Source organism: Limosilactobacillus pulli (assembly GCF_947381555.1).
GTDB lineage: Bacteria > Bacillota > Bacilli > Lactobacillales > Lactobacillaceae > Limosilactobacillus > Limosilactobacillus pulli.
Map to the genome: position 1 here is coordinate 1 of NZ_CANCWQ010000005.1, position 12,862 is coordinate 12,862.

The following is a 12,862-nucleotide window of genomic DNA, read 5'->3' on the forward strand; positions in this document are numbered from 1 at the left end:
ACTGGCGAACTCCAATTGAGATCTTCTTGCTTAATCTGCGTCATTAAATTTGTTCAAGTTATTTATTGCAATCTGCCTTATCTTAATCAGCGTCTCATATTCTAATCCTGTTTTAATTAAAAATCAATGATAAAAAGTGATTTATTTAAAATAGATCTGGCCATGCAGACTGCATTTTGGATTAAAAGCATGCCCACAGCGCGGACAGGTCCCCAACTGATATTGATCGAATCTCATCAGACAGCCACAGATACCGCACATAACCGGCCAATCATCTTTATTGCTGGCGGCAAAACGATAGTTCTCCAGTGCATCATGGCACTGATAACAGGCATAGTATCTTTGACAGCGCGCACATTTCATTGCTGCCACGTCAACTGACAGGTGGTAATGGACACAGCGACCCGCTTGATCCAGATCCAAGCCATAAATCCTCATCATGACATCATCTCTGGCAGATTAACCTTGGTAACCTCGCCACTGATAAATGATTGCTTGGTTCCATCGGCAAGCTCTACTACCAGGCCACCTTGCTCATCAATATCAATTGCTGTTCCAACGACCTGACGATTGCCAATTTTAAGTTCGACTGGCCGATTCAAGACCAGTGAATGATCACGATACTCCGGCAAAAACTTTCCAGAATCATACTCATGATAGATGCTCATGATCTCTACCAACAGTTCAGCAGCCAAACGATTACGATCAACGGTCTGGCCAGGAGCAATGCTGCCGGCCTTTTGGGCAAATTCATTTGGGAAATCTGCTGTCGATAGATTGATGCCAATACCGACAATCAATGCTGCCGACGAAGCTGATTCAAGCTCCAGCGTAGCTTCGGTCAAAATGCCGCAGACTTTGTGACCATTCATGTAAATATCGTTGACCCATTTATATGAAAAATCATGATCGGGAAAAGTCCGTTTAAGCACGTGACCGACCGCAACGGCGACCCCAGTTGTCAAAAGACCGATCTTAGGTAAGGCACTCATTGGGTTGTGCGGCAACACCAGACTGAAATAAAGCCCGGTTTTTTGCGGCGAATAGAACTGACGCCCCCGTCTGCCATAACCAGCTGTCTGCTGATCAGCCAAAAAAGCAACCGGTCGATCAGGCTGATGGCTGCTGAGATACTGCTTAGCCCAGTTTTGCGTTGAGTCAATCGATCTGGCAGTATGAATCTCACCTGCAAAGCGGCCCTTGGTCTGCATTTTGATTACAGCACTATCCAGGTGATCAGATCCCAAATAGCGATAGCCAAGCGAACGCTGACTTTCAATCCGATGTCCTTGTTTACGCAAGGTATCGACGCCTTTCCAAATACTTTCGCGACTAATGCTCAGCTTTTGGGCCAACTGACTGCCTGAAACCCACTGATTTTCATTAAGCAAAAAAATCTTCAGCAGCTCATCTTTGGTACTCATCATTATTCCCCCTAGTCTAGGTTCAGCGTTGGTACGCTGCGCAGCTGACGAGCAATGGCAACGGCAACGCCTGCTTTAATCAAATCACCGGGAATAAAGGCCAGGTTAGACATCAAAGCGGCTGCCAGCGTCATATGCGACTGCCAGCTGAGCCAGACCGAGCCCGTAACATCAATAAACACCACGCCAGCAACGATCACCATTAAAAATTCCTGCCACCAGTTCCAGCTGCCGCCAAAATGTCTTCGCAGACTACCAATCAAAAGCGGCGTAAACAGCCATGCCAAAAGATAGCCACCGGTTGGCCCGGCAAAAACGGCAATACCACCGCTGCCACCAGTCAAAAATGGAAAACCAACCGCTACCAAAAACAGCAGCAATGCAACTGAGGTCGTTCCCTCTTTGGGACCAAGCAGCTCACCAGCCATCATGACTCCCATATTTTGCAAAACGATTGGTACTGGAATAAAACCCAATGGAATTCCTGGAATCATGCCTAAAACGATCAACATGGCCGTCATCAAAGCGGTCTGTGTTAAATGAACTATATTTTGTCGTTTCATTTTATCCCTCTTTTTCTTGTCACCCATTTTTTTAAAAATGGGTGACAACATTTTTAAAATAAGAGCTCAGCTCGCATTGAACTGAGCTCAGCAATTGACGATTAATTATTTTTGATGGTTGGCCATAAAGGCTTGAATCCGCTGTACGGCTTCTTTCAAAACATCCATGCTGGTTGCATAGCTGATCCGTACATGGTTTTCCATCCCAAAGGCGGCGCCGGGAACGACTGCCACATGGGCCTCTTCAAGCAGGGCATTGACAAACTCGTCAGTTGAGGCAAATCCGGTCAGCTTAACGGCCTCGCTGACGTCTGGGAAGGCATAGAAAGCACCGGCTGGCTTAACGTCCAACTTAAAGCCAGGAATCTCATTTAATAACGGATAAAGCGTGTTGATGCGTTCTTCGTAAGTAGCGCGCATTTCTTCAACACAGGACTGGTCACCGGTAATAGCTGCCAGAGCCGCATATTGACTAACAGCGGCCATGTTGCCGGCTGCATGACTCAAGAACGTCTTCAATCCCTTGACTACGTCAGCATCAGCAATTGCGTAGCCGACGCGCCAGCCGGTCATTGAATAGGTCTTGGACATTCCGTTGACCAGAATCGTCTGCTGGCGAATCTCAGGCGACAGATCCAACAGTGAAACAAACTTGGTACCATTGTAAACCAGCTTGCCATAGATATCGTCGGCAATCACGATCACGTTATGCTCAACGGCCCAATCACCAATTGACTGCAGCTGCTCACGCGTATAGACGGCACCAGATGGGTTGTTTGGCGTATTTAAAATCATGGCCTTGGTCTTAGGCGTGCGAGCGGCTTCCAGTTCTTCTGGTGCAACCGTCAGACGGCCTGCTGCCGGCTTGACGAACACCGGCTTGGCACCTGCCAGCTTGACTTGTTCGCCATAAGTTACCCAGTAAGGCAATGGGATCAAAACTTCATCGCCTTCGTTAAACAGTGTTTGTCCCAGGGCGTACAGCGTCATTTTGGCACCATTCATTACTACTACGTTGTCGGCTGTGAAATTGGTGCCATGATCAGCGTTTTCCTTATCGGCAATTGCTTTTCGCAAAGGCTCGATACCGACTGCCGCGGTGTAGAAGTCAACGTCACCGGATTCAATTGCCTTGATGGCGGCTTGACCGATATGTTTTGGCGTATTGAAGTCTGGCTGACCAATCGAAAGGTTTAAGACGTCAACACCTTGTGCCTTCATCGCCTTGGCCTTGCCGGACAAAGCCAGCGTTGCTGAGGGTTGAATGTTGCTTACGCGTTCTGAAATTTCCACTGTTTTAACCTCGCTTTACAAATCAATGCTGCTAAATCTGATTAGCTTAAAGGACTCATCTGAATCAAAAGATCTTGACTTTCCATCGTTGAACCAGCCTTGGCGTAGACTTTGTCGATCTTGCCGTCAAATGAAGCCTTGATCGTTGTTTCCATCTTCATGGCCTCAGTTACGACCAGTGTCTGGCCCTTCTTGACCTCATCACCGTTTTCGACCATCACGTCAACGACCGTTCCGTTAAGCGGCATCCCAATCTGACCTGGATCGTGCGGATCGGCTTTTGGTACGCTGACCTTGGCCGTAGCGGCATGCGTTTGATCCTTGACCGTCAAGACCAGCTGCTGGCCGTTTTCAGAGAACAACAGTTGACGGTTACCATCAACGTCCATGTCTGAAACGGTATTAAGCTGCAAAATCTCGGTCCGCCCTGGCCGCAGGTTGACGTAGATCTTTTCTCCTGGCCGCATGCCTTGGTAAAACGTGTTCGTATCCAGGACGCCAATCTGGCCATACTGGCGATTGCGCTTGACGTAATCCAAAAAGACGTCTGGATAAAGCACGTAGCTGATGACCTCTTCGGCAGTTGGCTGACGCTTCAGCTGTTCAGCCAATTCCTTGGTCGTCTGATCAAAGTCAACTGGCTTGGCCAGACTGCCAGGACGTACCGTAATGGCAGGATGATCCTTTAAGACAACTTGCTGCAGCTGCTTTGGAAAGCCACCATATGGCTGCCCCAAATCACCAGCAAAGAAGTTGACGACTGATTCTGGGAAGTTCAGCGTCTTGCCACGTTCCAAGATATTACTGCTGTCCAGACCATTTTGAATCATAAAGATGGCCATATCGCCAACCACCTTGGAACTTGGCGTAACCTTAACGATGTCGCCGAGCAGGGCGTTAACTTCACGATACTTGGCCTTGACCTTATCAAAGTCGTCCAGTCCCAGTGACTTGGCCTGCTGCTGCAGATTGGAGTACTGGCCACCAGGCATTTCCGTCTGGTAGATATCGGTCTGTGGCGACGTGATGCCGTTCATGAAGTCTTGATACAATGGCTTGACCTGAGCCCAGTAATCATTGATCTTTTCAACCGTTTCAATATCCAGTTCTGGTTGCCGCTCATTGCCAGCCAGAGCATAGTAGAAGCTGCTCATGCTTGGCTGACTCGTAGTCCCAGAAAGTGCGCTGGAAGCCACGTCAACCACGTCAACTCCGGCTCTGGTAGCCTGAACGTAGGTTGCAACCCCATTGCCGGTCGTGTCATGCGTATGCAGGTGAACCGGTACGTCATACTTGCTCTTCAGCTCACCAACCAGCTCATAGGCTGCCTGTGGCTTGAGCAGACCGGCCATGTCCTTGATCCCGATGATCTGGGCGCCGGCATCAACCAATTGACCAGCCAGCGTCTTGTAGTAGTCCAGCGTGTACTTGTGCTCGTCAGGACTAAGCAGGTCACCAGTGTAGCACATCGTTCCTTCCGCAATCTTACCGGTTTGACGAACGTATTCAATGCTTTTTTGCATCTGTTCAATCCAGTTCAGACTGTCAAAGATCCGAAAGACGTCAACGCCATCTTCAGCACTCTTGTCGATAAACTTCTTTAAGGCGTTATCTGGATAGTTCTTGTAGCCAACCGCGTTTGATCCCCGCAAGAGCATCTGCAGCATGGTATGTGGCATCTTTTCACGCAGAATCTTCAGACGTTCCCAAGGATCCTCACCCAAGAAGCGATAGGCCACGTCAAAGGTTGCGCCACCCCATACCTCAGCAGAGAAAACGTTTGGCATGGCACGATCATAAAGATCTGCAATTGGCAGCATGTCCTTGGTCCGCATCCGCGTGGCAAACAGACTCTGGTGGGCATCCCGCATCGTTGTATCAGTAATCAAAACGCGCTTTTGATCACTAACCCACTTCATAGCAGCCTCAGCCCCGTCACGATCCAAGATGTCCTTGGCATTGACGATTGGCAGGCCATTGTGCCGTTCCAAATTGATCTTTGGCACTTTTAATTCGGCAGCATGGACCTGTTCGCGTGCCTTAACGCCATTAAAGCCATTAACGGTAACGTCACCAACGTAGGTCAGCAATTGCTTGGCTGAGTCTGGCTTTTCGTGCTTAAAGTCAAATAATTCTGGTGTCTGATCAATAAACGTCGTGTGGGCCTGCCCAGCCTCAAAGACTGGATGGTGCAGCACGTTTAGCATAAATGGAATGTTGGTCTTAATCCCGCGAATCTGGAACTCATGCAGTACCCGAATCATACGACGGACGGCTGATTTAAACGTCCGTGCATGCACGCAGGCCTTAACCAGCAGTGAGTCAAAGTATGGCGTGATTACGGCTCCCGCATAGGCATTGCCCCCGTCAAGCCGCACGCCCATCCCACCAGGTGAACGATACGTTTCAATGCGACCCGTGTCTGGCATAAAGTTGTTTTCAGGGTCTTCGGTCGTAACCCGACATTGGATCCCATAGCCGTTGTGCTCCAATTGATCTTGAGCCGGCAGCTCGAGATCCTTATATAAATCAGCACCATCGGCAATCAGGATCTGTGACTGCACAATGTCGATATCGGTAATCAGTTCCGTAACGGTGTGTTCAACTTGAATTCGGGGATTGACCTCAATAAAGTAAAAGTCATCATCGGTTACCAGAAATTCAACCGTCCCGGCATTTTGATAGTGTACGCTTTCCATCAGCTTAACGGCTGCCTGGCAGATTGCCTGGCGCTTTTCTTCGGTCAGGGCCAGACTAGGCGCGAATTCAATTACTTTTTGATTCCGCCGCTGAACTGAGCAGTCACGCTCAAATAAGTGCATGACGTGCCCGTGTTGGTCAGCCAGAATCTGGACTTCAATATGTTTAGGATTCTTCAGATACTTTTCAACGTAGAGCTCATCATCGCCAAATGACTGCTTGGCCTCGCTGCGAGCTCGGTCGTAGGCGCCATCAAGCTCATCATCATTATGAACGATCCGCATCCCGCGGCCACCGCCACCCATGGCTGCCTTGATCATAATCGGATAGCCATGGGTATGTGCAAACTCGCGGACTTCATCAATTGATTGAACCGGCTCATCCGTACCAGGAATCGTCTTTAAGCCAGCTTTGATTGCAACCTCTTTAGCGGCCACTTTGTCACCAAACAGCTGCAGCTGACGAACGGTTGGGCCGATAAAGATAATGCCGTTGTCCGCACATTTTTGTGCAAACTCTTCATTTTCAGCTAAAAAGCCGTAACCGGGGTGCACCGCATCGGCACCGGTCTGCTTAGCGACCCGAATAATGTCATCCATGTCCAGGTAGGCTTCGATTGGCTTTTTGCCGGCACCAATCTGATAAGCCTCATCCGCACGGAAACGATGGACGCCGTATTCATCTTCCTTGGCGTAAACGGCAACCGTCTTCAGACCCAGTTCATGACAGGCCCGAATGATCCGGACTGCTATTTCACCACGATTGGCAATTAAAACTTTCTTCACGAAATACACCACCTTGAACAATCGTCAACAGTAACGAACTTTCTCCCTACCTCAAGGCAAAATTATATCATAAATTTTTAGCTTGATTGCCTAAAAAATGAGAAATCAATAAGATTTATCAAGTAAAAACGAACCATTTTTTTATTTTTAAAACTGCCTAGCAATTTTTCGCAAAATTAAAAGGATTCAGAGCGCTGAATCCTTTTAATTAGTTAGATTAAATGAACACCTTTGTCAACGTAAATGACATCGCCGGCGATTCCTTTTGAAAGATCACTCATCAAAAAGGCACAGGTACCGCCGATCTCTTTCAAAGTCACAGATTGACCATCAGTCGTCCGATCCTGCGACATCTTTAAAAGATCGCTATGGTTGTCGATTCCAGTAACGGCCAGCGTCTTCATGGCCCCAGCGGAAATGGCGTTTACTCGTACACTCATTGAACCCATATCGCGAGCCAAATAGCGAACACTGGCCTCCAGTGCCGCCTTGGCTACTCCCATAACGTTATAGTTTGGAATTGCCCGCTCCGAGCCAAAGTAGGTCAGAGTCGCAATGCTGGCGGGATCGTTAAGCAGATCCAGTTCATGAGCAGCCTTGGCAACGGCAATCAGTGAATAGGCCGAAACATTTTGAGCCAGGGCATATCCTTCACGACTGACGTTTAGAATCGAGCCACTCAGTTCTTCTTTTTTTGCATAGGCAATTGCATGCACCAAACCATCAACCTTGCCAAATCGCTTCTTAATGGCCTTAAAAGCTGTCTGAATGCTGTCATCGTTGGCAACGTCGCATTCAATCAAGCGCTGTTCGTCATTTACCAGACGACTGACGCTTTTTTTCATGCGTTCGTTTTGGTAGGTATAAATGACCGTTGCCCCTTGCTTTTCCATTTCCTGGGCACATCCCCACGCAATTGAGCGCTTATTGGCCACACCCATGACAATGATTCGCTTATTGCTTAAAATTCCTTCCATTATTTTCTTCCCTCACTAAAACTTTCTAAATCGCTGCTGACGACGCTGTAACAGCTCAGTAGGCGTTAACTGTTGCAAAGCTGCCAATTCACGAGTCAAGACTTCATCCAGATTGGCAATTACGGCTTGATGATCAGCCGGTTCAGCAATGATCCCTTCTATGATCCCTTGTTTTTTTAGAGCCTGAGGCGTCAGCTGCATGATTTCAGCGGCCTCAGCTGCCCGTGAACTGTCTTTCCACAGAATCGATGCAAAACCTTCTGGTGAAAGAATTGAATAGGTACCGTTCTCAAGCATCCAAACCTCATCACCGCATGCCAAAGCCAGCGCCCCGCCACTGCCGCCTTCACCAAAAACGACCGTAATAATTGGAATGGCCAGCTGGCTGATTTCCAAGAGATTCTGAGCGATTGCCGCACCCTGACCGTTTTCTTCGGCTGATTGCCCCGGATAGGCACCTGGTGTATTGACAAAGCAAAAGACCGGCCGTTTGAATTTTTCAGCCTGCTTAATCAAGCGCAGCGATTTTCGATAGCCGCCTGGTTCCGGACAGCCAAAATGGCATGCCATGCGTTCTTCAATGGTCTGGCCACGATCAGTAGCAATCACGGTGACTGGCTGACCATGAAAATCGGCAATTCCGCCTTTAATGGCCGGATCATCAGTGCCATTGCGATCACCGTGCAGTTCAATAAAATCAGAAAATAATTGCGTTAAAATCTCGGCACTGGTGATCTTTTCCTCGCTGCGGGCAGCTTTAACAATCTCAACAGCTGTTTTTTCAGACACGCATGGCACCTCCCATCTTAAGCAGGCGCTTTAGGACTGCCTTTTCATCGGACCGCTTGACGATTGCATCAACAAAGCCATGTTTGAGCAGGTTCTCAGCTGCCTGCAGGTCATCAGGAATCTTTTGGTGCATCGTCTGTTCAATCACTCGCCGACCGGCAAAGCCAACCAATGCATGCGGCTCAGCCAAGGTAACGTCTCCTTGCATAGCAAAGCTTGCTGTCACCCCACCAGTCGTCGGGCCCGTTAAGACAACCGTGTAGAGCAGGCCGGCCTGATCATGAATAGCGACGGCATTGCTGATCTTGGCCATCTGCATCAGCGAATGAATTCCTTCTTGCATCCGTGCCCCGCCAGAAGCCGTAACAATGATGACCGGCAGCCGATGCTTGGTTGCATATTCAAACAACCGCGTAATCTTTTCGCCGGCTACGGTCCCCAAAGATCCCATGATAAAACCAGGATCCATGATGCCTAAAGCCACTCGATAGCTGCCAATTTCAGCCACGCCGGTTAAGACGGCATCATTGAGTGCTGTCTTTTCCTGGGCGGCTTTTAACTTGGACTGATAGCCAGGAAACGATAATGGATCCTTGGTCTGCAGATCATTATCCATTTCCTCAAACTCATCAACCAGCCATTTGAGACGCTGTCTGGCACCAATTCGAAAGCCATAATAACATTGAGGACATTGAGCATAGCAGTCCAACTGGCGACTGACGATCGTCAAGCCACACTGCGGGCACTTGCGCAACAGGTCATCGGGAACCTTGGCATCGGCTTTGCGATCAGCTTTGACGTGGCGTTCGCTAAGCGTATTCTTTTTTTGAACGTAAAGCTTCACCTGCCGTCCTCTCCTTTCCAATACGGCATGAAGTCCTGCTCCAGATAATTGGTTGTCATCGTCCCTTGCAAAAATTCAGGATCATTTAAGATTGCCAGATGAAAATTCTGATTGGTCGTAATCCCGGTAATCACCATCTCACCAAGCAACCGCTTAAGTTTTTCAATCGCCTCAATTCGATCATGTCCCAGGGCAATTACCTTGGCAATCATCGAGTCGTAATAAGGCGTTACCTTTGCTTGCGGATAGAGTGCGGTATCGATTCGCATCCCCAGATTGCCAACTGGCAGATATAGATAATTGACTGTGCCAGTCGAAGGCATAAAGTCTTTTTGTGGATCTTCAGCATTGATGCGACATTCAATTGCCACCCCATGCAGCTTGATGTCGTCTTGCTTAAAAGGCAGCTGCTCACCGGCGGCAACCATCACCTGCGCTTTAACCAGATCAATACCGGTTACCATTTCCGTAACGGTGTGCTCAACTTGAATACGCGTATTCATTTCCATGAAATAAAAATGATGCGTCTGATCCATTAAAAACTCCAAGGTCCCGGTATTCCGATAGTCGATTGCTCGCACTGCCTTGAGTGCCAGTTGTCCTAAATACTGTCGCTCATTTTGAGTAATCAGCGAACAGGGACTTTCCTCGATTACCTTTTGCTTATTGCGCTGCAAAGAGCAGTCACGCTCTGGAAACCAGACGGCATGGCCAAAGTCGTCACAAAAGACTTGAACCTCAATATGCTTGACGTTTTCTAAAATCTTCTCCAGATACATTCGGTCATCATTAAATGATATCCTGGCCTCGCTTTGCGCCTCATCAAACGCACGCTGCATCTGCTGCTCATCTTCTATGCGCCGAATTCCCTTGCCACCACCACCAGCAGCGGCCTTTAGCAAAACCGGATAGCCGATCTTTTCAGCTGCTGCTCTGGCACTGGCTGCATCGCTAAGATAACAATCACTACCGGGAATTACCGGAACGCCGCTTTTTTTCATCTGTTCTCTGGCATGTTCCTTGTTGCCCATCAGATCAATCGTTTGCGCCTTAGGACCAATAAAGACGATTCCACAGGCTTCACACATCTCAGCAAAAGCCGCATTTTCCGAAAGAAAGCCAAAGCCAGGGTGAATTGCCTGGGCACCCGTACCGATTGCGGCCGCTAAGATATTCTGCATATTCAAATACGAATCCTGGGGCCGAGCACTACCAACACAGACAGCCTCATCAGCCAACTGAACGTGCAGGCTGTCGCGATCTGCTGTTGAATATACGGCTACGGATTTGATCCCTAGTTCCCGTAAAGAGCGAATGATCCGCACTGCGATCTCGCCACGATTGGCTACCAATACTTTCGAAAACATACTCTTCACCTAGCCAATCAAAAAGGTAAGCTCTGCTGTGCAGGCCTTTTTCCCGTCAACCGTTGCAATTCCCTTGCCAAGTCCCACGTGACCACGAACCTTTTCCAGCTCTACTTCCAATCTCAGCGTATCGCCGGGCCGCACAACCTTACGAAACTCGGCGGACTTGATGCCGCCAAAATAAGCCGTTTTGCCCTTAAACTCCGGCTCAGACAAAAGCGCTACAGCTCCAGTCTGTGCCAGCGACTCAACGATCAGCGCACCCGGCAGCACCGGATTTTTTGGAAAGTGGCCATTAAAGACCTCCTCATTGATCGTAACGTTGCGAATTGCTGTCGCCTTCTTGCCTGGTTCCAGCTCAACCACACGATCGATCAAAAGCATCGGATAACGATGTGGAATGATCTTTTGAATCGCATTTGAATCCAAAATCGTTTCAGTCATTGACTAATCCTCCGTAACTTCAAACAAGGGCTGATCAACCTCTACCAGTTCGCCATTTTTAACCTTGACTGCACTAATGACGCCATCCTGATCGCTTTTAACCTCGGTCATCATCTTCATCGCCTCAATAATGCAGACGATATCACCCTTATGCACGCGATCACCGACTTTAACATAGGCCGGCTGCTCTGGCTTGGCCTGCAGATAGACCGTACCGACCAGCGGTGCTTTGATCTGCTGAGTAGCTGCAGTGGTTGCTTGCGCTGGATACTCAACGGGCGGGATCGTTGCCGCACTTGCAGCCGTCGTGCTGACTGCCTGCTGATTCTTGCTTAGGTAAAGATGAAAGGATCCGTCATCGATTTTTAGTTCTCTGGTGTCATAGGCTTCAAACGCCTTCATTAAGTGTTGAACGTCTTTTAATTCCAATTAAAAATCACTTCCATTTTCGAAAAGCCAATACGGCATTATGTCCACCAAAACCAAATGAGTTGCTCAGCGCATATTCAGCATCGGGCTGCTTTTGATTGGTTTGGTCAACCAGATTGACCTGACAGGCCGGATCTTGATTCTCACAGCCAATGTTTGGCGGCAAGATACCTTTTTGCAATGCTGCAACGGTAATTACTGCCTCAATAGCTCCAGCTGCCCCCAGCAGATGACCTGTCATTCCTTTGGTTGAGCTGACCATTACCTTACTTTGATCGCCAAAGACCTTGTTGATTGCCAAGGCCTCACCGGCATCATTGGCATGCGTAGCCGTACCGTGTGCATTAATGTAGTCGACCTTGTCTGGTTCAATTCGGGCCTCGTCGATTGCCTGCTGCATGGCTCTGGCAGCGCCACGTCCCTGTGGATCCGGCGAGGTAATGTGATAGGCATCCCCGGTCGCACCATAGCCGACAATCTCGCCCAAGATTTTAGCACCGCGCTTTTGGGCATGCTCAAGGCTTTCCAAGACCATCGCAGCACCGCCTTCACCAAGAACGAATCCATTACGATCCTTGTCAAATGGTCGCGAAGCTTTCATTGGGTCAGTCGTTGTACTAAGGGCCGTTAAAGCCGCAAAGCCAGCAATGCCAATCTCGTTGACGGAAGCTTCCGAACCGCCCGCAATCATGACTTGGGCGCGCCCTTCCTTAACTTGACGATAGGCCTCACCAATCGAGTTCGTTCCTGTTGCACAGGCCGTCACGATTGACGTACATATATTTTGGGCATTAAAGCGGATGGCAATGTTGCCGGCTGCCATATTGGCAATCGCCATTGGCACAAACATTGGCGAAACCCGCTTAGGACCCTTGTCGTGCATCTTGATCACTTGTTCTTGGATCGTGGTCAGGCCACCGATCCCCGATCCATAAATAACGCCCAGATCCTCAGGGGCCGTGTTTTCTTCAGTAATCCCAGCCATTTGAACTGCCTCAGCCGCGGTTTGGATGGCATATTGCGAATAAAGATCCATCCGCCGCGCTGCTTTTTTGCCAACCACTGCACCAGGATCAAAATCGTCAATCTGACCAGCTACCGTGATTCCAGTTGCTTGTGCATCAAATTTGGTAATTGGCTTAATACCGATCTCACCGTTTAAGGTATGCTCGACAAAGGCATCAAAGCCATTGCCGTTTGGGGAAACAGCCCCCATACCTGTAATTACAACTCTTGTCATAAGCTTC

At 48.8% G+C, this 12,862-nt stretch carries 12 protein-coding genes; all 12 read right to left on the reverse strand.

Annotated features, from left to right (window positions below; all coding sequences use genetic code 11):
- Nucleotides 1–141: 141 nt before the first annotated feature.
- Nucleotides 142–438 carry a CHY zinc finger protein gene (locus QOS03_RS02530; RefSeq protein WP_408612059.1) on the reverse strand — a complete coding sequence of 99 codons (297 nt, stop codon included), beginning with the start codon at nucleotides 436–438 and terminating at the stop codon, nucleotides 142–144.
- A complete protein-coding gene (locus tag QOS03_RS02535; RefSeq protein ID WP_283575232.1) occupies nucleotides 438–1,424 on the reverse strand; it encodes a biotin--[acetyl-CoA-carboxylase] ligase in 987 nt (328 codons plus the stop codon). Before QOS03_RS02535 ends, QOS03_RS02530 begins: the two co-directional genes overlap by 1 nt.
- 11 nt (nucleotides 1,425–1,435) lie before the next feature.
- On the reverse strand, nucleotides 1,436–1,987 hold the full coding sequence (locus tag QOS03_RS02540) for a biotin transporter BioY (RefSeq protein ID WP_169461298.1): 552 nt from the start codon (nucleotides 1,985–1,987) through the stop codon (nucleotides 1,436–1,438).
- Nucleotides 1,988–2,092: 105 nt separating this feature from the next.
- Nucleotides 2,093–3,280 carry a pyridoxal phosphate-dependent aminotransferase gene (locus QOS03_RS02545; RefSeq protein WP_283575233.1) on the reverse strand — a complete coding sequence of 396 codons (1,188 nt, stop codon included), beginning with the start codon at nucleotides 3,278–3,280 and terminating at the stop codon, nucleotides 2,093–2,095.
- A gap of 41 nt (nucleotides 3,281–3,321) precedes the next feature.
- A complete protein-coding gene (locus QOS03_RS02550; RefSeq protein WP_283575234.1) occupies nucleotides 3,322–6,765 on the reverse strand; it encodes a pyruvate carboxylase in 3,444 nt (1,147 codons plus the stop codon).
- A 212-nt stretch (nucleotides 6,766–6,977) separates the two neighbouring features.
- On the reverse strand, nucleotides 6,978–7,742 hold the full coding sequence (gene fabI, locus QOS03_RS02555; protein WP_283575235.1) for an enoyl-ACP reductase FabI: 765 nt from the start codon (nucleotides 7,740–7,742) through the stop codon (nucleotides 6,978–6,980).
- A 15-nt stretch (nucleotides 7,743–7,757) separates the two neighbouring features.
- Nucleotides 7,758–8,531 carry an acetyl-CoA carboxylase carboxyltransferase subunit alpha gene (gene accA / locus QOS03_RS02560; protein WP_283575236.1) on the reverse strand — a complete coding sequence of 258 codons (774 nt, stop codon included), beginning with the start codon at nucleotides 8,529–8,531 and terminating at the stop codon, nucleotides 7,758–7,760.
- On the reverse strand, nucleotides 8,524–9,375 hold the full coding sequence (locus QOS03_RS02565; RefSeq protein ID WP_272208531.1) for an acetyl-CoA carboxylase carboxyltransferase subunit beta: 852 nt from the start codon (nucleotides 9,373–9,375) through the stop codon (nucleotides 8,524–8,526). The genes accA and QOS03_RS02565 overlap by 8 nt, the downstream gene beginning before the upstream one ends.
- Nucleotides 9,372–10,742 carry an acetyl-CoA carboxylase biotin carboxylase subunit gene (accC, locus tag QOS03_RS02570; RefSeq protein ID WP_283575237.1) on the reverse strand — a complete coding sequence of 457 codons (1,371 nt, stop codon included), beginning with the start codon at nucleotides 10,740–10,742 and terminating at the stop codon, nucleotides 9,372–9,374. Before accC ends, QOS03_RS02565 begins: the two co-directional genes overlap by 4 nt.
- A 9-nt stretch (nucleotides 10,743–10,751) precedes the next feature.
- Nucleotides 10,752–11,186, reverse strand: a complete 435-nt coding sequence (gene fabZ / locus QOS03_RS02575) for a 3-hydroxyacyl-ACP dehydratase FabZ (RefSeq protein ID WP_169461305.1) — start codon at nucleotides 11,184–11,186, stop codon at nucleotides 10,752–10,754.
- A 3-nt stretch (nucleotides 11,187–11,189) separates the two neighbouring features.
- Nucleotides 11,190–11,615, reverse strand: a complete 426-nt coding sequence (locus tag QOS03_RS02580) for an acetyl-CoA carboxylase biotin carboxyl carrier protein (protein ID WP_283575238.1) — start codon at nucleotides 11,613–11,615, stop codon at nucleotides 11,190–11,192.
- Between the two features lie 7 nt (nucleotides 11,616–11,622).
- On the reverse strand, nucleotides 11,623–12,855 hold the full coding sequence (fabF, locus tag QOS03_RS02585; RefSeq protein ID WP_283575239.1) for a beta-ketoacyl-ACP synthase II: 1,233 nt from the start codon (nucleotides 12,853–12,855) through the stop codon (nucleotides 11,623–11,625).
- Between the last annotated feature and the right edge of the window lie 7 nt (nucleotides 12,856–12,862).